We start from the raw sequence: 20,589 nt of genomic DNA on the forward strand, positions 1-20,589 counted from the left end.
ATCGCACCAATCGCGATGGACGAAGGTCTACGTTTCGCGATCCGTGAAGGTGGCCGTACAGTTGGTGCTGGTGTTGTAGCTAAGATCTTCGAATAATTCTTAATGAATTAATTGAAATCTTGCTCTTTTCTTCATTTTTGAAGAAAACGCACTAAGAAAAAGGGAAGCTTCGGCTTCCCTTTTTCGTTTTCTGTTATAAGGGTAAGTGTTTAAATAACAGTAGGTACTAACGAATAATTAGTTCTTAAACAGGAAGTTAGTTATTTATCCATATGGTTACTCCGGTTTTTGACTGAATGACCATGCGCTGTAGCAAATTTTCTTATAACAAATCAGTCTTAATATTCACTTTAACCAAGTAGTAATAACAACGATTCTCGTTTATATTTACTTTGTCTCTTAGTGAAGTATTTGGAAGTTGTATGTACGTTTGTGTTTGCCATGGTGTATCGGATAAAAAAATTCGAAAGCTTGTTCAGAATGAAGGAGTTACGGATATTCGGGGCATTAAACGTTGTACGGCTTTGGGTAGTCAGTGTGGCAAATGTGTTCGCCATGCTAAAGAGCTCATTAGTGAAATCGCTGTATTTGCTGAGCTAAAACAAGCAAGTTAGCCATTTTAACGCTTTTTGACACCTTCTTAATTGGTTCTACATTTAAAGGAGCCAAACAGGAGGGCTTTGTCATGAAAGGCGATCCAATCATAATCCAACATCTCAATAAAGTGCTCGGTAACGAGCTTGTCGCTATTAATCAATACTTTCTTCATGCTCGCATGTATAAAGACTGGGGCTTAAAACATTTAGCTCATAAAGAATACGAAGAATCTATTGATGAAATGAAACATGCTGATGAACTCGTCGAGCGTATTTTATTCCTCGAAGGGTTACCTAATCTACAAGATCTCGGGAAGCTGATGATTGGTGAAAATACCAAAGAAATGCTTGAGTGTGATCTAAGAGTTGAAATGGCCGCTATTCCGGATTTAAAAGCCGCTATTGCTTATGCGGAAGATGTCCATGACTATGTATCACGAGATCTGTTTCAAGATATTTTGGAAGACGAAGAAGAGCACGTTGACTGGTTAGAAACACAACTTGGTTTGATCAAGCTAACTGGTATCGAAAATTATCTCCAAGCGCAGTATGTAGATGATGATGAAGACGATTAAAATTCTAGCGTAAATCATATGGCCGTTGTGAATGAAGCAGCGGCTTTTCTTTTTCTGGCCCTTCATTTATTAAATCAAAATCGAACATGGAAATAAGGTCAGCATCTCAGTGTGATTCCTCTTGCTAATACTGCTTTCTTTCTGTACTATTCGTGCTCTTAAATTCTCGGTCAATTATCTTTAGTTCCTTGCTTCCTCTGGATGACCGAGCCATTTGTGGAAGCTGAATAATCCGTAAGGAGCAACCAATGCGTCATTACGAAATCGTATTCATGGTGCACCCAGATCAAAGCGAGCAAGTTGCTGGCATGATCGAGCGTTACACTGGTTCTATCACTGAAGCTGGCGGTAAAGTACACCGTCTAGAAGACTGGGGTCGTCGTCAACTGGCTTACCCAATCAACAAGCTTCACAAAGCTCACTACGTTCTAATGAACGTTGAAGCTGACCAAGCTGTAATCGATGAGCTAGAAACTGCTTTCCGTTTCAACGATGCAGTTCTACGTAACATGATCATGCGTACTAAAGCGGCTATCACTGAGCAATCTATCATGCTTAAGCAGAAAGAAGAGCGTGCAGAGCGTGCTCCTCGTCGTGAAGAGCGTGCTGAAGCTAAGCCAGAAGCAGCTGCTGAGTAATTTCTCTTATGACCAACCGAATGGAGCTTTCTGGCACCATAGCCAAACCGCCCATTCGTAGTAAAAGCCCCAGTGGTATAGAACACTGTCGATTTTGGTTAGAGCATCGCTCTACGGTTATTGAGGCTGACCTACCTCGACAAGTTTATTGTCGAATGCCGGTAGTTGTTAGTGGGCAAAGGTCACAAGCAGACACTCAGAATTTAGTACAAGGCAGTAACATTAAGGTGAGTGGATTTGTCGCTTACCAAACCGGCCGAAATGGCGTTGGTAAATTAGTGTTACACGCCGACAACATTACTCAAATTTAAGATCAGGAGATAGCCCATGGCTCGTTTCTTCCGTCGTCGTAAATTCTGCCGTTTCACTGCAGAAGGCGTACAAGAGATTGATTACAAAGACGTAGCAACTCTTAAAAACTACATCACTGAAGCTGGTAAAATCGTACCTAGCCGTATCACTGGTACAAGTGCTAAGTACCAGCGTCAACTAGCTCGCGCTATCAAGCGTTCACGCTACCTAGCTCTACTACCGTACACTGACAAGCATCAGTAATCGGTTCGTTTTATTAAGAAAGAGGATTAAACAATGCAAGTTATTCTACTTGATAAAATCGGTAACCTAGGTGGTCTTGGCGACACTGTAAACGTTAAATCTGGCTACGCTCGTAACTTCCTTATCCCTCAAGGTAAAGCAGTTATGGCAACTAAGTCTAACGTTGAAATGTTCGAAACTCGCCGTGCTGAACTAGAAGCTAAAGTTGCTGAGCAACTAGCTGCTGCAGAAGCGCGTGCTGAGAAAGTTAACGCTCTAGAAGCAGTTGTTATCGCTTCTAAAGCTGGTGACGAAGGTAAACTGTTCGGTTCTATCGGTACTCGTGACATCGCTGATGCAATCACTGCAGCAGGCGTTGAAGTTGCTAAGAGTGAAGTTCGCCTTCCTGAAGGTGCTCTACGTAACACTGGTGAGTTCGAGATCAGCGTTCAACTTCACTCTGAAGTTTTCGCTGCTGTGAACCTACAAATTGTTGCTGCTGAGTAATTCAGTACCAAGACGAATATGAAAAACACCAGCTTCGGCTGGTGTTTTTTTATGTCTTTAATTTGCTCTAATCGCAACGCTATTAGAATAGAAATAGTAAGTTTGCAGAGAAGACAGTATCTGCTTTTTTAAGCCCTTCAGGTACCTTATCGTGGTACTGGCGAGAGTGGGTTAGCTTAAGTGCGATATCTTCTGTGATGTTGTTGGTAATGCTGATATCACTATCGGTTCGGGTGTTGCTGTGTCCAGACACCATGGTTAAGGTTGCACCGACCCGTAAATTGTCCAGCGCTTGCCACTCGCTATTAATCTTGCCACGAAAAATCGCTTCTTGGACGATGTCAGGAAAAATGATGTCATCGTCATCTATTTCATCATGATTAGGTTCTTGGTAGCGAAAGCCTGGCCCCACTTCAAGCTCAAATACGAACGTATCTGTGTTAGAAAACTGGTAACCCAAACCACCTGACATGGTGTAATCCTTAAAGTAGGCACTATAGCGTGAGTCAACGCCTTTAAAACTGCCATACAAGTAGGTTTTAGGACCTAACTTATAGTCACTTTGTGCGGTATAAGTGGATTGACGCTTATCTTCTTCACCATCTTTGTACAGCAAGTAAAACTTCCATTCACCACTGGTACGGTGGCGCCCAGACGTATAATCGGCACTTAATCGAGAGTTCAGAGATTGTGAATCGGAGTTGCCGGAGTGAGACTGGTAACCAAACTCAACTTCGCTATTCCAAGGTGATGGGACCTCAATATCCTTTGAGTCTTTGGTGGCATCTTGCGCGTAAACAAAAGGTGCGCTTAACAGCGTAATCCCAAGAAACCATATTTTCGACACAAAGTTCTCCGATATTGATGAAGCTAATGGGTGAATATTAAAAACTTCGCCTCGCTTGTCCGTCAGCAACAGGTTAATTCTCCTTAAGAAAATCACAAACCCTATCCTACATAATTACAAATCAATTATTCTGGTTATAATGGGCGGTTAGTTAGTAGTTTTTGAGCATCCTCATGGCAGACACCAGAATCGATACAAAGTTGGATCCACGTAAGCGCAAACCGTTAGATGCGCAAGTCGACGCAATTAAAGTTCCTCCTCATTCTCTAGAAGCAGAGCAGTCCGTAATTGGTGGTTTGCTGTTGGACAATGAGCGCTGGGATACGGTCGCAGAGCGTGTGGTTGCAAAAGATTTTTACAGCAGACCACATCGATTGATTTTCGATGGGGTGAAAACGATTCTGGAAGACAGTAAGCCGCTCGATCTGATCACTCTATCGGAGTTTCTTGAGCAGCGTGAGCAGCTAGAGGATGTTGGCGGTTTTGCTTACCTTGCTGATCTGGTTAAGAATACCCCGAGTGCTGCCAATATCAACGCATACGCCGATATTGTGGCTGAGCGTGCGTTAGTTCGTGACTTGATTGGGGTCGCAAATGAAATTGCAGATGCTGGTTACGATCCGCAAGGGCGCAGTTCAGAAGACTTGGTCGATCTTGCGGAAAGTAAGGTTTTTGCGATTGCTGAGTCTCGTACTAATGAAAGTGAAGGCCCTCAGAACGTCGATAATATTCTTGAGAAAACCCTTGAGCGTATCGAACTCTTATATAAAACCCCACAAGATGGTGTAACGGGTGTTGACACTGGTTTTACCGATTTAAATAAGAAAACTGCGGGTTTGCAGGGATCGGACTTGGTGATTGTGGCAGCGCGTCCATCGATGGGTAAAACCACCTTTGCGATGAACCTGTGTGAGAATGCGGCGATGTCACAAGACAAGCCGGTTTTGATCTTCTCACTGGAGATGCCTTCAGAACAGATCATGATGCGTATGTTGGCGTCACTGTCTCGTGTTGACCAAACCAAGATCCGTACTGGCCAGCTTGATGATGAGGATTGGGCGCGTATTTCTTCTACCATGGGGATCCTGATGCAGAAGAAAAACATGTACATTGATGACAGTTCTGGTTTAACACCAACCGAAGTTCGTTCTCGTGCTCGTCGTATTGCCAGAGAGCATGGTGGGTTATCAATGATCATGGTCGACTACTTGCAATTGATGCGAGTGCCTGCGCTGTCAGATAACCGTACACTCGAAATTGCCGAAATCTCTCGCTCATTAAAAGCGCTGGCGAAAGAATTGAACGTTCCTGTTGTTGCTCTGTCTCAGTTAAACCGTTCTTTGGAGCAGCGTGCAGACAAACGCCCAGTGAACTCTGATTTGCGTGAATCGGGCTCTATCGAGCAAGATGCCGACTTGATCATGTTTATTTACCGTGATGAAGTTTATAACCCAGAAAGTTCGATGAAAGGGACGGCAGAAATCATTTTAGGTAAGCAACGTAACGGCCCGATTGGCTCGGTACGTTTAACTTTCCAAGGACAATGGTCTCGTTTCGACAATTATGCTGGCCCAGCATTTGATATGGATGATGAGTAATTCAATGAGCTATATGAAAGCAGCGACGGCATGTGTAGAGCTATCTGCACTGCAACATAACCTGCAACAGATCAAGCAACAAGCGCCACACAGTAAAGTGATGGCAGTTGTGAAAGCGAATGGCTATGGTCATGGGCTGCGTCATATTGCGAAACATGCACAGGGAGCCGATGCTTTTGGGGTTGCGCGTATTGAAGAAGCGCTTCAACTGCGCGCCAGTGGTGTCGTGAAACCGATCTTATTGTTGGAAGGTTTCTATTCTTCTGGCGATTTGCCTATTTTAGTCACCAATAATATTCAGACCGTCGTTCATTGCGAAGAGCAGTTAGATGCGTTAGAGCAAGCAGATCTTGAAGTTCCGGTTGTGGTCTGGCTGAAAGTTGATAGTGGCATGCATCGCTTAGGGGTGCGCCCCGAACAATTCGATGAATTTGTTCACCGTTTAAAAGCATGCAGCAATGTGGCGAAACCATTGCGTTATATGAGCCATTTTGGTTGTGCTGACGAACTGGATAAAAGTACCACCAATGAACAAGCGGATCTGTTCCTGTCACTGACTGATGGATGTGAAGGTGAGCGCTCTCTCGCTGCTTCTGCGGGGTTACTTGCTTGGCCTGACAGCCAATTAGATTGGGTTCGTCCGGGCATTATTATGTATGGCGTTTCTCCATTTAATGACAAATCGGCAGCAGAGCTAGGTTATCGATCTGTTATGACTCTTAAATCCCACCTTATTGCCGTGCGGGATGTGAAAGCGGGAGAAAGTGTCGGGTACGGTGGGATCTGGACCAGTGAACGCGACACTAAAGTCGGTGTAATTGCCATTGGTTACGGAGACGGCTATCCAAGAACGGCTCCGAATGGGACACCAGTGTTAGTTAATGGTCGAAAAGTGCCAGTAGCTGGACGAGTCTCGATGGATATGCTGACGGTGGACTTAGGACCAAACGCTAGCGATCTCGTTGGTGATGAAGCCATTTTATGGGGACAGGATCTGCCAGTTGAAGAAGTAGCGCAGCACATTGGCACCATTGCCTATGAGTTGGTTACCAAGTTAACCTCTCGTGTTGAGATGGAATACCGTTAATTAGACAGAAATGCAGGCTTTCAGCCTGCATTTTTTATAGGTGGTTATTCACCTTGTATGGTCGCAATTATTTTTCGGCTACCACCGTGATCACGATGTTCCCCCAAATAAATGCCCTGCCATGTTCCTAATGCTAAACGTCCGTTACTGATAGGGATGATTACGCTCGCACCCAATATCGAGGCCTTGATATGTGCAGGCATATCATCATCACCTTCGTAGGTATGTTGGTAATAAGTAGCACGTTCTGGCACAAATTGGTTGAAGTGCTGCTCCATATCAAGACGAACAGTTGGATCGGCATTCTCATTTAAGGTCAAACTGGCAGAGGTGTGTTGAATAAAGAGCTGTAACATTCCCACAGAAAGACCGTTAATTTGAGGTAATTGTTGTTCAATTTCATCAGTGATCAGGTGAAAACCGCGCTTTCTAGCTTGGAGTTGGATCGTTCGTTGAACCCACATATGGCATCCTCTATATTCTATTTGGCAAATGAATAGAGAGGCGTTATCTTCTCTATCCAGATATTATGGTTCTTCTGACCATTGGAATTGCTTTACGTGACCTACCTCAATGATGGGGTAAATCGGCTGAGTCATAATTGCGACTTGAAAATTTATTACAAAGTTTTTGCTGCAATTTCGCAATGTAGAAACGACACTAATTTTATTTGCTTAATCGGGGGCTTCTGCAATTCTAAACATTATGCTTAGGATTTGTAGAGTGAAACCTACTGTAACATCGGGATCAATACCATGTTGAAAAATATCAACCCAACGCAAACACCAGCGTGGAATGCACTGACTGCACACTTCGAATCTGCACAAGATATGGATCTAAAAGCGCTATTTGCTCAGGACGCGACTCGTTTTGACAAATTTTCAGCACGCTTTGGTGACGACATTCTTGTCGATTACTCTAAGAACCTGATCAACGAAGAAACACTAAAGCACTTGTTTGCGTTAGCACAAGAAACAGAGCTTAAGTCTGCAATTGAAGCGATGTTCAGTGGTGAAGCGATTAACCAAACGGAAGGTCGCGCTGTACTTCATACGGCTCTTCGTAACCGCAGCAACAAGCCAGTAATGGTGGATGGCGAAGACGTGATGCCTGCAGTTAATGCAGTACTTGAGAAAATGAAATCGTTCACTGACCGCGTTATCGGCGGCGAGTGGAAAGGTTACACAGGCAAAGCGATCACTGATATCGTAAACATCGGTATCGGTGGTTCTGACCTAGGTCCTTACATGGTGACTGAAGCGCTAGCACCATACAAAAACCACCTAAACCTACACTTTGTTTCTAACGTTGATGGTACTCATATCGTTGAAACATTGAAGAAAGTAAACCCAGAGACAACGCTATTCCTAGTTGCGTCTAAGACGTTTACCACTCAAGAAACCATGACCAATGCCCACAGTGCGCGTGATTGGTTCCTAGCTTCTGCTGGTGATGAAGCACACGTTGCTAAGCACTTTGCGGCGCTTTCAACCAATGCACCAGCGGTATCTGAGTTCGGTATCGATACTGACAACATGTTCGAGTTCTGGGATTGGGTTGGCGGCCGTTACTCACTATGGTCAGCAATCGGTCTTTCTATCGCTCTAGCTGTCGGTTACGACAACTTCATCGAGCTGCTAGATGGCGCGCATGAGATGGATAACCACTTCGCGTCTACTGAACTAGAAAGCAACATCCCTGTGATCCTTGCGCTTATCGGTCTGTGGTACAACAACTTCCACGGTGCTGAATCAGAAGCAATTCTACCTTACGATCAGTACATGCACCGTTTTGCTGCGTACTTCCAGCAAGGCAATATGGAATCAAATGGTAAGTACGTTGACCGTGACGGCAATGCCGTAACTTACCAAACTGGCCCAATCATTTGGGGTGAGCCGGGTACTAATGGCCAGCACGCGTTCTACCAGTTGATCCACCAAGGTACTAAACTGATCCCATGTGATTTCATCGCACCAGCAATCAGCCATAACCCAGCAGGCGATCATCACCAGAAGCTAATGTCTAACTTCTTTGCTCAAACAGAAGCGCTGGCATTTGGTAAAGATGAAGCAACAGTAAAAGCGGAATTTGCTAAAGCAGGTAAGAGTGAAGAAGAAGCGGCGACACTAGCACCATTCAAAGTGTTTGAAGGAAACCGCCCAACGAACTCAATCCTAGTTAAGCAGATCACACCTCGTACGCTAGGTAACTTGATTGCGATGTACGAGCACAAAATCTTTGCTCAGGGCGTTATTTGGAACATCTTTAGTTTTGACCAGTGGGGCGTGGAACTTGGTAAGCAACTTGCGAACCAAATTCTACCAGAGTTAGCTGACAGCTCAGATATTAGCTCTCACGATAGTTCAACAAACGGTTTGATCAACGCATTTAAAGCATTTAAAGCATTTAAAGCATAAGTTGTTTGCTGCTTAAAATAGAAAACGCCAGCCTAAAGGCTGGCGTTTTTGTATGGGTTAAACGGTGTGATGCACCGTGTTTTTCACTTCCGTATGTACGGTAAATTTCTGACTCAGCACCGCCATCATTTGATCGTAATATTGCATATTGGGTTTATTGCCTAACAGCTTGCACAGTTCATTGCCAGTTGGACTGAAGCGGTAATAAAGTAAACGAATTCCTTTGCCATGAGCTTGCAGTGACAACTGCTTACCTTGATATTTTAATGGTAAAGCTGGCTCCAGTTCGATTTCACCAGATTCTAATTCAGTGCCGTGCATGAGGCCTAGTTCAAACAACACCAATAGGCTGGAGTAGGGTAATTGGAAGCTGCCAATATTAATATTGCTGGTCGTGCTGCGTTTACCAAAGCTAAAGATGCCTCCTTGAGCGCGGTACCCCACCAATAATTTACGACTGTTGTCGCCACCAAAACTGCAGGCAAGAGAAGCTGCACGTTGTAAAATTTGCGCTTCTTTCGGAGTCATGTCTTGCAGCACTTTCAACGCTTTCATCGAGGTGGAGCCGGGGTTGGTTACTTCACGTTTCAGTACCTGTGCCCAAAGTCGCTGCATTGATGGATTATGAACTTCCTGAGCCATATCGAAAAAGCGGTACAGCCAATCTTGGTCTGGATCGCCAGCCGTTTCATCTTTGCACGAGAGGTGAGCCAGTTTGAGAATTTGTTCGAGGTTTTTCTGCCGCTGTTCTCTGCGCTTTCTTTCTCGATTTAATGCTCGTTCCAGCGCGGGTTTTTCTGGCTTTTCTGTCTGCAGCAGGGCATCCAGACCGTTGATTTGAGCAATGTTAAGGATGCGACTTGCACTGTCTTTTATGTAGGTACTTTTCTTGTCCTGACGCGAGCTTTGGCTGGGCTCGTGCTCGATCACGACAGGTTTATTGCTCTCGGCCATAATCTTTAACTCGAAACTTTAGTGGTAATAAAGAATTACTCTACCTCGGAAAACCGAGCCTCGCTACTGAAACTATGTGAGCCGCTTTAGAAATTTGCGCTATCACAATTGATAATAAATTGTTAAAATTGTTATTGAAGTTTTTGAGAGGGCTTATGAAGTTTCTGAATGAAAATAAACTGAGAAAGCACCTGTCAATCGCCTTGCTTTTGCTATTTTACCTTGCTGTTCTGGTTTATTTGTCCAGATACATAAGTTAAAGCAGGATAATTAACAGGTGTCTTTTTGTTAATCTTGTTTACATATCGTCGTATTCAGCGATTGCTGTTCCTTCGATGACGTAACCTGTTTCAGCCAGTTCATGGCTAATAGTTTCTGTTTTTAATGTACCTATCACGTAAATCACATCCCATAATTGTTGTACAGGCGCGCCTTTAGGGAATCGTACATAAATAATTTGATTCGGTGGTGGTGGTGGCACATGAATGCATGCGCCAAAATATGGCACTAATAAAAACTCTGTTACGGTATTTTCATCCCCTTCTAATGGGATCACAAACCCAGGGATTTTCACCTTACTACCATTCAGCTCTTGTCGTACGCTGCCAACTTTGGATTGCTGAGCGGCATTGCCTGAATGATCTTGTGCCATCGGCATGCCGACAGCATCAAACTGATTTCGCTCTTTCTCTGGCACCAGATCTATCCAGTCCAAGGTTAAAATATCTTCCGAGGCGTAGCTGTAGGGGGCTGCAAAAGCCGTAAATACCAGCAGCAATGGAAGCAGCAGTTTTCTTATCATCGTATTAAATCCTAATTGTCATTCCGTCACTAAGAGATTGTCGGTAAGCGCGCAGTGCCGGAATAAATCCGATCACGATGCCCGCCAGTTGAACAAAACCTAATAGCATCCATTCGTGTGGGGTGATTGAAGTAATTGCCAGATTGAGTCCGTAATTTTGTTGGATAAAAGGGTGCGCTAAGCCAAGCAGCAAATAAACGCCGAGCACTCCAGCAATAATACCAATACTGGTGAGTGCGCTGGCCTCTAATATCAATAGAGAAAACACATGGCGTGGTCTTGCCCCCATCGCGCGGAGAATTGCCATCTCACGACGACGTTCCTGTAAGCTGGTCAATAAACTGCTCAACATCCCCAGTAAGCCTGCTACGACTACAAAGATAGAAACAGCCATCAATGCTTGTTCTGCCACAGACATCATGCCCCATAATTCATGCAGCGCGACACCCGGCATAATCGCGCTGAGTGGCTCTTTAGGGTAAGTGTTGATCTGTCGTTGTAGCGCGAAGGTCTGTATTTTGGATTTTAGCCCAAGCAACATGGCCGTGATTTGCTTTGGTTGGAAATCGTATTGCTTAAGTTGCTCCGCACTTGGTGTGTTACCAAGATGAGCGCCTGATTCCCAGCCGACATGAATAGCTTCGATGGCTTCCAGCGAAACGTGGACGGTTTTATCCACTGGTGTCCCTGTTGGTGCAAGAATACCGACGACTTTAAAAGGTAAGTTTTCGTGGCGGCTGAAGCCCACGTCGCTGATCCCATGCGCGATAATAATTTCACTACCAATCTGGTAGCCGAGCTGTTTGGCAACATCGGCGCCAAGTACGGTTTCAAACAACCCATGAAATTCTTGACCTTGCTGGAAGGCTAACGGTTGTTTCTGCCCATAGCGGTAATGTTCGAAATAGCTGTGATTCGTGCCCATGACACGAAAGCCTTTATGGGAATCGCCTAATGAAATGGGGATTGCCCATGCGACACTGCGGTGTTGGCTAAATTCCTGATAGCTTTTCCAGTCAATGTTATTGGTTGCATTACCAATGCGAAATACTGAATACAGCAGCAGGTTTACCTGTCCAGAGCGCCCACCGACGATTAAATCTGTTCCTGAAATGGTGTTGGCAAAGCTGCTTTTGGCTTGGGTTCGAATGCGCTCTACTCCCATAAGCAGTATGACAGAGATAGCGACAGTAAGAATGGTCAGAATAGCAGTCGCTTTACGGTTACGAACGCTTTTCCAAGCTAGGGTCATCGTGGTACTCATGCTACCCCTCCGGCTTGGTTGAGTTTATTTAGGTGCACCGTCTGGTCAAATAGAGATTCCAATGTTGGATCATGGCTGACAAACAGTAGCGTCGATTTCGCTTGATTCGATTGCTCCATTAACAGCTCAATAAACGCCGCTCGGTTTTCATAATCTAGTGAAGAGGTGGGTTCATCGGCAATGATTAATGGTGGTGCGCCAATCAAAGCTCTGGCAGCGGCGACGCGTTGTTGCTGACCAATACTGAGCTCAACGACAGGCTTGTTGATGTAGGAAGAAGGAAGATGCAATCTATCTAGCAGTTGTTTCGCTTCATGGTGAAGGTCGCCTTGCACGCGTTGTTTACGTAACGCAGAAAAGCGGCAGGGAAGTGTCACATTTTCTACAACACTTAAGTACGGCAGCAAATTAAATTGTTGGAAAATATAACCAAGATGATCAGCACGGAAGCGGTCACGTTGACTGCCTTTCATGGCTGATAAATTTTGTCCCAGTACGTAAACATTCCCTTGTTGTGGGCGATTAATACCGGTGAGAAGGCTTAGCAGTGTCGATTTACCACAGCCGCTTGGGCCTTTGATAAATAAATGCTCACCCGCTTGAATACGAAATTGAGGAATATCCAGAGTCGGTTCGGCTGTTTCACTCCATCGAAACACCACCTGTTGCAGTTCAACAACAGGATTTGAGCGCGAGACTTGTTTCATCGTCATCTACCCGGTTCTTTATTCACATAAGTCGCGCTGGCAAAACGGTTCTGCCAGCGCGATATGGTTATAGTGAAATAACAGTTTTCTTCGCCGAAAGCTCAGTGGCTGTTTGGACTGAATCTGTCAGTACATTTGCGCTGATGGCTTTGGTGTTACCGAAATTGGTGAACCAGTGTGTATCGATCTGTTTAAGTTCACTGATGTTATCGCAGTGATACTGATATTGAACGGTAAATGATCCATGGCCACTGTGTTCAGCATGAGCTTCATGTTGGGCATGATCGTGGTGTTGCTCATGTTTTTCGTCATGCTTGTGATGATCATCATGGTCATGATGTTCATGCGCTTTATCATCATGCTGGTCGTGGTCGTGGTCGTGGTCGTGGTCGTGGTCGTGGTCGTGGTCGTGGTCGTGGTTATCCGCCCCCAAGGTATGTTTGACACTCGCCGTTTCAAGGTGACATTTCGCACCGCTGCTTAATGTGAAAATAGAGTCAGCATTGTTGAGTAACTCTTCTGCTTGGCGTAAAGCGAGCTTTTGTTCATTGTTTTTCGGGGCGTGCTCAAAGCCAATCACATCCGCGCCGGGAGCGGTGATTTCAATCAGTAGATCTTTTCCATCTTGAGCAATATTGAATTCCACATGTCCGTGAACGTGAGCTTCATGTTGACGAAACCCTTCTTCAGCAAATGCAGATGCGCTAACCGCTAGCCCTACAAACAGAGCTACTTGAGAATATTTAGACATTGTTTTTCCTATAATTTTAGTTAAATCGTTCAGTAATCTGGGATCTAATTAAACTATAGGCGGTGAACGTGCTTGATAGGAAAAAGGAAAATAAAACGTTTGAGCCACCAACGGTTGAGGTTCGCGAACTTCAATCGATGGGGTATTGAACCAAATAAGAGGTGGCGTTGAAGCGCCATGATGGGCACTTGCAAACAGTTGGCAGTGATGCTGTGCATGATGTTCTGGTGTGATGTCTAATTGATGCTCAATATAGGCAAAGTTCAGCCATACGGTGAGCACAACCGCACACAGGGCAAGCAATTTACAACGGTGTGAATTGAGGTTAAACAGCACAGCAGTGACAACAGCAAAAGACCAGAAGTGTTATACCATAACATTTCTGGTCTGATCGGTGAAAGGGTTATCTGTAACCAATATTAAAGGCTTTGCTTTATCAGTGATAAAACTTGTTCGATATCCGCTTGGCTCAGCGCTCCCTCTTTTACAAACAAGATTTTGCCTTGTTTGTCTTGCACTATGATGGCAGAAGATTCTTCTTGTAGCTGCCACCCCTGAGCCACGACACCATTTTCATCAAGGACGATAGATGACCAAGGAAACTCTGCTTTACTGTCTTCGGCTGAAGATTTCACCAAAGAACCAGTTCCCCACATGGCATCATCCTGATTAATAATGGTGGTTGTTTGGTATTTTTCGCCAGAAAATTCGGCTGCAGTCAGTGCTGCCATTAATGGCGCATTCATTTCTTTGGCAGCACTACGCCCTGCGATTGCCTGAATGACACGGACTTTTCCAAGCATGTCAGCCGTTTTCCAACGGTGATAAGTCGGTTTATCTTGCTGAATGAGGATCTCACCGTGTTGGTCGATGGTTGCAGCTGGTAAGGTTTCACCAACCGTTAGGTTGTGTGCAAGAGCAAGAGTGGGAGAGCAAGCCACGATCAAAGCTAACAGGGTTTTGTTTTTCATCATATTTCTTCCTTTTGTTTGGTGCGCAGAAAGTATATACCCAAAAATATTGAGCTGTTAGAAACGTGGTAATAATTTGGGCTGAGGGTTACTCTTGCGAAGGTGGAAAGCAGACACCAGTGCCGCCCAAGCCACAGTAGCCGTTAGGATTCTTTGCCAAGTATTGTTGGTGATAGCTTTCCGCATAGTAGTACTTACCAGCGGGTAGAATTTCGGTTGTAATTTCGGTCGGGGTACCCAGCAAAGCTTGGTATTGTTGTTTGGACTTGAGCGCCTGCTGGTATTGTTCGTCATTGTATACGTAGATAGCTGAACGATATTGGGTTCCGAGATCATTACCCTGACGCATGCCTTGTGTCGGATCATGACGCTCCCAAAAACGTTGAAGCAAGGCTTCTAGTGAAATAATGGCGGGGTCAAACACGATGCGAACCACTTCAGTGTGTCCTGTTTTGCCTGAGCATACTTCGTCATAGGTTGGATTTGGGGTAAAGCCACCGCTGTATCCTACTGACGTGCTGACAACACCTTCTAACTGCCAAAACAAACGTTCTGCGCCCCAAAAGCACCCCATACCAAACAGAATTTTCTGTTCTCCTTGTTTTGGCTCACTTGTGAGACTGGATTGGTTGACATAGTGAGAATCTTCAATCAAGAGTTGAGTTTCTCGCCCCGGTAAGGCATCTTGAACCGTGACCATCGTTTGTTTGTTGTGCATTCTGTAACTCCTTCCTAAGTTTGTCTTGATTGTTAGACAATCAATTGACGGTTCCTGTACAGACTTATCTATTTACTGGCGTTATTATTCGCTCTACGTTGTATGTGTTGTTAATTAAGCATGTTAAGAAAACCATTACCAGTATTAATCGCGCTGATGTTTTTACCAACGACTGTGTTGGCCAATGATGTTGAACTCACGATTAAAGGTCTAGATGGTAAGCTTGAAGAAAATGTGGATGCTTACCTTTCTTCTATTCCCAAGACCGATTACGACACGACACTGCGCTTTCAGGCTCGGATTGAGCAAAGTGCGACTGAAGCACTTAATGCTTTAGGTTATTACCATCCAGAGTTTCGTTTTGAAGTTTTAGAAAAAGACCAAGAGCTGGTGGCTTATATTACGCCAGGTGAGCCAGTGATTATTGCTGAGCTGGATGTTCGTATTGATGGTGAAGCAAGCGAAGATCCACAATTTGCCAGTTTGATCACCAAAAGCTACTTAGGGGCTGGAGAGATACTTGAGCATAATCGCTACGACAACCTGAAATCTAAGATCCGCAGTCTAGCGTTGAAAAAAGGTTACTTTGAAGGTGACTTTACTCAAGCGCGTCTGGAAGTCTCCCCTGAGCTGAATCAGGCATATGTTCGTTTGCATTTTGATAGTGGTATTCGCTATCAGTTTGGTGAAACCAGCATTGAAGGCAGCCAGATAGACACTGACCGCGTGCTATCGATTAGCCCATATCAGCAGGGTGAACCTTATTCCGTTTCTAAAGTGGGCGCATACAACCAAGATCTTTCCAATACGGACTGGTTTTCTTCCGTATTTGTTGAACCCGATCTCTCGAATCTCGGCGAAGGACGAGAGTTACCAATGAAAGTTTCGTTGGCACCTCAGGCTCGGAATAAGATAGAAACGGGTTTGGGATATTCCACGGATGTTGGTGTTCGAGGTTCTTTGAAATGGAAGAAACCTTGGGTCAATTCACGTGGACACAGTTTTGATAGTAGCTTCTCCCTTTCCGCGCCTGAGCAGACGATCACAGCGGGTTATCGTATTCCGTTGGACGACGTTTTGCATCAGTACTACAAGATCCAATATGGGATGAAGAAGCAAGATAGTCGCGATACGAAGAGTTTGGAATCCAATTTTGCGATTGAACGACACTGGTTGTTGGATAACGGTTGGCACAGAACCTTATTTATTCGTCATTTGATGGAAAACTACGAACAAGGTCTGCAAGACGACAACGGTCAATTTGTGCTGCCAGGGATCTCATACTCACGCAGCCGTACCCGAGGTGGGGCGATGCCAATGTGGGGTGATCGCCAGAGTGTCACTCTTGAATATGGTGACCCAGCAGTTTTATCGGAGACTCGTGTACTGCGCGTGCAAGCCACTACGTCTTGGATCCGTAGCTTAGGTAACAACCATCGTGGCTTATTCCGCATTGATGGTGGTGCGAATATTACTGATGAATTTGAAAAACTGTCACCCTCTTTACGTTTCTTTGCTGGTGGCGACAACAATTTGCGCGGTTATGGTTATGAAAGTATTTCTCCACGAGATGCGAGTGGTGCATTAACTGGTGCGCAATACATGGCAACCACGTCATTAGAATATCAATATCGCTTAACCGGAAACTGGTGGGCTGCGATGTTTTATGACTACGGTGATGCCTTTAACGATACACCTGATTTCAAAAGTGGTGTCGGTGCAGGGATTCGCTGGGCTTCGCCTGTCGGACCGATACGTTTAGATTTTGCTTGGGGCTTGGATGCTGCACCGGGCGATGAATTCAAAATCCATTTTACCTTGGGGCCTGAGCTATGACCAAAGTGGTTTTTAAGTGGTCTAAGTGGCTATCTGCATCCTTATTGGGACTGTTACTGTTTTTACTTGTCGCATTAGTCGGTATTTTGTTTACCAATACTGGCTTGAACTTTGTGCTTTGGGGCGCTCAAAAAGCGCTCCCTGAATTGAAAGTGGAATCGGCCACTGGTGCGTTAGTTCCTCGCTTTACGTTGACGAATGTGAGTTATCAGGATGCATCGTTAGGTATTGATGCCGATGTACACATGCTGACATTAGGTATGAATGCCGCTTGTTTTACTGAGCCTGCCTTGTGCATTAATGATGTTGCTATCGATGGCTTGCATTTCAATATGCCAGAGTTGCCGCCTTCTGAGGCGCAAGAGCCGGAACCTGCGGAAGAATCAGCCGCCCGCATTACTACACCTATCGCTATCAATGTAAACCATTTGGCGTTAACAGATATTGACCTCAATATTTTAGGGAATCAGGTTCAATGGCAGCAGTTTTCCTCTGCCCTGCAATTTCAAGGCAATCGCCTACGTTTACACCCAACGATCTGGAATGATGTTCGTGTTCAGCTCGCCCCATCTGAAGCCTCTGAAACGGACGAATCAACAGAAGTAAAGGGTGGCGATCAAACAACACCGGACGCAAAAGCCGAGCCACAAGATATCGTCTTACCGGAGGTAACGCTACCGCTCCAAATTGAGTTAGTTCGCTTTGATCTACGCCGTTTCACCTTAGAACAAGAAACCCCAATCACAATTGACCATCTTGGTTTAGAGGTATTGGCTGCCGAGCAGAACGTTTCGATCAAAACCCTAGAACTGACAATGCCTCAACTGGATGCGACGCTTGATTCAAATATCACCTTAACAGGTGACTATCCGTTGGATCTTAATTTAGTGGCGACGGTCAAAGATGAGATGGCCAAAGGGCAAAAGCTTAAAGTTGCGGCGAACGGCAGCGTGGCAGACCTTGCGCTCAATGCTTCGTTATCCGGCCTTGCTAAAGCCGAGCTTAATGCGAACGTACAGCCACTCAAAGCGGATCTCGCCTTTGATGTTGATTTATCTGCGGGCAAGGTGCAATGGCCACTTACCGGGAAAGGGGATTACCACGTTGATTTAGACCATCTGACGGCCAAAGGGGCGCTGTCTGGCTACCAACTATCACTCGATACCGATATCAAAGGAAAAGATATTCCAGCGCTTAGTGCCTCTATTGATGGCAAAGGCACTTTATCTCAAGTGGATATTGACCATATCGAGCTCGATACATTAGGCGGTAAGGTGACAGGCCAAGTGATGGCTAACTGGGATCAACCAATTAACTGGCAAGCAGCGCTGGCGCTACAAAATATTCAGCCAGGTCTTCAATGGCCGGAAGCTGAAGGCAATATTAGCGGCAAACTCTCGACCAATGGATCATTGACTGAGCAAGGGGGCTGGAAAGTTCAACTGCCGCTCTTGGATATTGATGGCATGTTCCGAGGGTATCCTCTCAATATTGAAGGGGAGCTGAGTGCGTCCGATATTGCTGGAAAAGGGGATTTCAAAGTGGATACGCCACGGTTGGTGTTATCCCACGGTCCAAATGGCTTGCATGCAAAAGGCAAGCTGGATAAAGAGTGGCGCATGGATGTCACGATCAATGTTCCAGATCTAGAGAAGTCGGTCCCCGATCTTAAAGGAACGGCGAATGGTGAGGTCCATCTAACTGGGCCGTTGAAAGCACCGGAAGTTAAAGTTGATCTGGATATAAATTCTGTAAAATGGCAAGACTTGGCGAGTATTGAGCACATCTCAGTTTACGGTGATGTCAAACCACTGCCAGATCCGATGGGCTCGCTTAAGTTAACTGTTAATCGCGCTCATTATGAAGATAATGTACTCAATGATGCTCGACTTGAGTTCAGTGGTAATCAACAGCGTCATGAGCTCACTTTGGATGTTAACTCCAATGTTGTGACCACACGTTTAGCATTAAATGGCACCATGCTCAATAAGCCGAGCTTAGTGTGGAAAGGGGCATTAGAGCGTGTTGAAATCCTATCTAAGCAAGGTAAGTGGTTATTGAACCACCCCACTAAAGTTGGCTATGACGTGGACAAACAACAAGCCAGTGTTGCTGCGCATTGTTGGTTGCAAGGGAACTCATCCGTTTGTCTCGATAAAGACATCGTGGCGGGACAGCAAGGGGAAGCCACGCTTTCAGTCAAGGATTTCGATTTTTCACAAGTTGCGATGTTCTTACCGCAAGAGACTGAGTTACAAGGTCAAGCAGATGCACATGTTTGGGCAAAGTGGGCTCCGAAAACAGCACCTCAGCTTAAGTTTGACCTGACCTTACCGAAAGGCAGTGTGACGCAGAAGCTCGAACCGAATGTAACTTTTGGTTGGGAGTCGGTCACGCTGGATGCAAACCTTGCGAATAATAAATTAGAAGCGAAGTGGCTATTTGATGTCACTGACAATGGCGATGTGTCTGGTCATATCACCATTCCTAATGTTCAGGTGGAAGATAAGCAAATAGATGGCCGCTTAAAACTGTCTACGTTTAATTTGGATTTCTTAGCGCCAATGGTTGGGCAATACAGTCAGTTGAAGTCAAACATAGAAACCGACCTCGCGATCAAAGGGCCATTGTTGCAACCGAAAGTGAATGGTCAGTTTTTGATTGATGATATTTTGTTACATGGCGATATCACGCCAGTTGAAATCGATACAGGCCGAGTCGCTATCGATTTTACTGGTTATCAAGCGAAACTGAATGCCGCCATTCATACTCCAGATGGTGAGTTGGATATGCTGGGTGATGCGGATTGGCAAGACTTAGCGAATTGGCATACCAACGTGCGCATTTTTGCCGATGAACTCAAAGTTGAAGTGCCACCTATGGTCAAAATGAAAGTGATCCCAGATATGACGATTGCTATCACACCAAAAGAAGCGAAAATTGATGGTGACATAGAGCTGCCTTGGGGGCGCATTGTGGTGAAAGATCTGCCACCGAGTGCGGTAGGTGTGTCGAAGGACCAAGTGATCGTCAACAGTGATCGAAAACCAGTGAGCGAAGAGTCCATTGTGCCATTTAAAGTGGAAAGTAACGTCCACATTAAGATCACGGATGACTTTAGACTGTCTGCTTTTGGTCTAAAGGGTAATGTCGAAGGTAACCTCAAAGTTGCTCAACGTGACAAAGGTCCATTTGTGAATGGTGAAGTCCAGATTGTTGATGGAGAATACAGCTCATTTGGTCAGGACTTACTGATCAAAGAAGGTAAAATCCTGATGAATGGCCCAGTGGATCAACCTTATGTCGCCATCACGGCGATTCGTAATCCAGCTAACACCCAAGACGATGTGATTGCCGGCGTGAAAGTGACGGGTTCAGCAGATGAACCATCGCTAACGATCTTCTCTGAGCCATCAATGCCGCAAGCCAATGCTTTGTCGTACCTGCTCCGTGGTCAAGATATAGATGGAGAGTCAGGTGGTAATGCCATGACGACGACCTTGATTGGGTTGAGTTTGGCACAAAGTGGTCGTGTAGTTGGAGAAATTGGTGAAGCTTTTGGGGTTCAGGATCTTCAATTAGATACCGCAGGATCGGGTGATGACTCTCAGGTCACGGTCAGTGGCTATGTGCTGCCGGGGCTTCAGGTGAAATATGGTGTAGGGATATTTGACTCAGTTGGTGAGTTTACGGTGCGCTACCGCCTTATGAAGGATCTCTACGTTGAAGCAGTATCTGGCCTTGATAGTGCCGTCGATCTGCTGTACCAGTTTGAGATTAAATAGGG

Annotated in this window: 21 protein-coding genes and 1 pseudogene; 12 read left to right on the top strand and 10 right to left on the bottom strand. The window is 45.2% G+C overall.

Annotation, left to right across the window (positions count from 1 at the left end):
- From ACQEXU_RS15355 to rplI, 7 genes and pseudogenes are all read left to right on the top strand, one after another.
- Nucleotides 1-96: pseudogene (locus ACQEXU_RS15355) on the top strand (elongation factor Tu); the annotation flags it as partial.
- 326 nt (nt 97-422) lie between these two features.
- The gene (locus tag ACQEXU_RS15360; protein WP_367988020.1) at nt 423-614 is read left to right on the top strand and encodes a (2Fe-2S)-binding protein; all 192 of its coding nucleotides are present in this window, start codon (nt 423-425) and stop codon (nt 612-614) included.
- A gap of 71 nt (nt 615-685) precedes the next feature.
- Complete coding sequence (bfr, locus tag ACQEXU_RS15365; protein WP_427011488.1) at nt 686-1,171, top strand: bacterioferritin; 486 nt, start codon at nt 686-688, stop codon at nt 1,169-1,171.
- 248 nt (nt 1,172-1,419) lie between these two features.
- Nucleotides 1,420-1,809 carry a 30S ribosomal protein S6 gene (gene rpsF, locus ACQEXU_RS15370; RefSeq protein ID WP_367988023.1) on the top strand — a complete coding sequence of 130 codons (390 nt, stop codon included), beginning with the start codon at nt 1,420-1,422 and terminating at the stop codon, nt 1,807-1,809.
- 8 nt (nt 1,810-1,817) lie between these two features.
- Nucleotides 1,818-2,120 carry a primosomal replication protein N gene (gene priB / locus ACQEXU_RS15375; RefSeq protein WP_367988024.1) on the top strand — a complete coding sequence of 101 codons (303 nt, stop codon included), beginning with the start codon at nt 1,818-1,820 and terminating at the stop codon, nt 2,118-2,120.
- 16 nt (nt 2,121-2,136) lie between these two features.
- Nucleotides 2,137-2,364, top strand: a complete 228-nt coding sequence (gene rpsR, locus ACQEXU_RS15380) for a 30S ribosomal protein S18 (protein ID WP_000090472.1) — start codon at nt 2,137-2,139, stop codon at nt 2,362-2,364.
- 33 nt (nt 2,365-2,397) lie between these two features.
- The gene (gene rplI, locus ACQEXU_RS15385) at nt 2,398-2,850 is read left to right on the top strand and encodes a 50S ribosomal protein L9 (RefSeq protein WP_427011489.1); all 453 of its coding nucleotides are present in this window, start codon (nt 2,398-2,400) and stop codon (nt 2,848-2,850) included.
- An 82-nt stretch (nt 2,851-2,932) separates the two neighbouring features.
- Here rplI and ACQEXU_RS15390 read toward each other — a convergent pair whose 3' ends face one another.
- On the bottom strand, nt 2,933-3,697 hold the full coding sequence (locus ACQEXU_RS15390; RefSeq protein WP_427011490.1) for a DUF481 domain-containing protein: 765 nt from the start codon (nt 3,695-3,697) through the stop codon (nt 2,933-2,935).
- 173 nt (nt 3,698-3,870) lie between these two features.
- On the opposite strand from ACQEXU_RS15390, the gene ACQEXU_RS15395 reads away from it, so the two are divergent.
- Complete coding sequence (locus tag ACQEXU_RS15395; protein WP_367988027.1) at nt 3,871-5,295, top strand: replicative DNA helicase; 1,425 nt, start codon at nt 3,871-3,873, stop codon at nt 5,293-5,295.
- A gap of 13 nt (nt 5,296-5,308) precedes the next feature.
- Nucleotides 5,309-6,382 (top strand): alanine racemase, encoded by a 1,074-nt coding sequence (gene alr, locus ACQEXU_RS15400; RefSeq protein ID WP_427011568.1) that lies wholly within the window; start codon nt 5,309-5,311, stop codon nt 6,380-6,382.
- Between the two features lie 44 nt (nt 6,383-6,426).
- Here the strand turns inward: alr and ACQEXU_RS15405 are convergent, their stop codons facing one another.
- Nucleotides 6,427-6,846 (bottom strand): secondary thiamine-phosphate synthase enzyme YjbQ, encoded by a 420-nt coding sequence (locus tag ACQEXU_RS15405; RefSeq protein ID WP_427011491.1) that lies wholly within the window; start codon nt 6,844-6,846, stop codon nt 6,427-6,429.
- Between the two features lie 291 nt (nt 6,847-7,137).
- On the opposite strand from ACQEXU_RS15405, the gene pgi reads away from it, so the two are divergent.
- On the top strand, nt 7,138-8,799 hold the full coding sequence (gene pgi / locus ACQEXU_RS15410) for a glucose-6-phosphate isomerase (RefSeq protein WP_427011492.1): 1,662 nt from the start codon (nt 7,138-7,140) through the stop codon (nt 8,797-8,799).
- Nucleotides 8,800-8,856: 57 nt separating this feature from the next.
- On the opposite strand, the gene ACQEXU_RS15415 is transcribed toward pgi, so the two are convergent.
- The 8 genes from ACQEXU_RS15415 to msrA all read right to left on the bottom strand — a co-directional run bounded on the left by ACQEXU_RS15415 (nt 8,857) and on the right by msrA (nt 14,966).
- A complete protein-coding gene (locus ACQEXU_RS15415; protein ID WP_427011493.1) occupies nt 8,857-9,753 on the bottom strand; it encodes a TIGR03899 family protein in 897 nt (298 codons plus the stop codon).
- Nucleotides 9,754-10,051: 298 nt separating this feature from the next.
- Nucleotides 10,052-10,555: a DUF3299 domain-containing protein gene (locus tag ACQEXU_RS15420; RefSeq protein ID WP_427011494.1), complete on the bottom strand. Its 504-nt coding sequence runs from the start codon at nt 10,553-10,555 to the stop codon at nt 10,052-10,054.
- 4 nt (nt 10,556-10,559) lie between these two features.
- Complete coding sequence (locus ACQEXU_RS15425; RefSeq protein WP_367988033.1) at nt 10,560-11,819, bottom strand: ABC transporter permease; 1,260 nt, start codon at nt 11,817-11,819, stop codon at nt 10,560-10,562.
- The gene (locus ACQEXU_RS15430) at nt 11,816-12,526 is read right to left on the bottom strand and encodes an ABC transporter ATP-binding protein (protein WP_367988034.1); all 711 of its coding nucleotides are present in this window, start codon (nt 12,524-12,526) and stop codon (nt 11,816-11,818) included. The genes ACQEXU_RS15425 and ACQEXU_RS15430 overlap by 4 nt, the downstream gene beginning before the upstream one ends.
- A 67-nt stretch (nt 12,527-12,593) precedes the next feature.
- Nucleotides 12,594-13,277 carry a zinc uptake protein ZrgA gene (gene zrgA / locus ACQEXU_RS15435; protein WP_427011495.1) on the bottom strand — a complete coding sequence of 228 codons (684 nt, stop codon included), beginning with the start codon at nt 13,275-13,277 and terminating at the stop codon, nt 12,594-12,596.
- Nucleotides 13,278-13,325: 48 nt separating this feature from the next.
- Nucleotides 13,326-13,559, bottom strand: coding sequence for a DUF2607 family protein (locus ACQEXU_RS15440; protein ID WP_427011496.1), 234 nt, complete (start codon nt 13,557-13,559; stop codon nt 13,326-13,328).
- A gap of 137 nt (nt 13,560-13,696) precedes the next feature.
- Nucleotides 13,697-14,248, bottom strand: a complete 552-nt coding sequence (locus tag ACQEXU_RS15445) for a YtfJ family protein (protein WP_427011569.1) — start codon at nt 14,246-14,248, stop codon at nt 13,697-13,699.
- 88 nt (nt 14,249-14,336) lie between these two features.
- Nucleotides 14,337-14,966, bottom strand: a complete 630-nt coding sequence (gene msrA, locus ACQEXU_RS15450; RefSeq protein ID WP_427011497.1) for a peptide-methionine (S)-S-oxide reductase MsrA — start codon at nt 14,964-14,966, stop codon at nt 14,337-14,339.
- A gap of 120 nt (nt 14,967-15,086) precedes the next feature.
- On the opposite strand from msrA, the gene tamA reads away from it, so the two are divergent.
- The gene (gene tamA / locus ACQEXU_RS15455) at nt 15,087-16,802 is read left to right on the top strand and encodes an autotransporter assembly complex protein TamA (RefSeq protein ID WP_427011498.1); all 1,716 of its coding nucleotides are present in this window, start codon (nt 15,087-15,089) and stop codon (nt 16,800-16,802) included.
- Nucleotides 16,799-20,587 carry an autotransporter assembly complex protein TamB gene (gene tamB / locus ACQEXU_RS15460; protein ID WP_427011499.1) on the top strand — a complete coding sequence of 1,263 codons (3,789 nt, stop codon included), beginning with the start codon at nt 16,799-16,801 and terminating at the stop codon, nt 20,585-20,587. The genes tamA and tamB overlap by 4 nt, the downstream gene beginning before the upstream one ends.
- The last annotated feature ends 2 nt before the right edge of the window (nt 20,588-20,589 follow it).

The sequence above is a fragment of the Vibrio sp. TRT 21S02 genome (assembly GCF_050113675.1).
Taxonomy (GTDB): Bacteria; Pseudomonadota; Gammaproteobacteria; order Enterobacterales; family Vibrionaceae; genus Vibrio.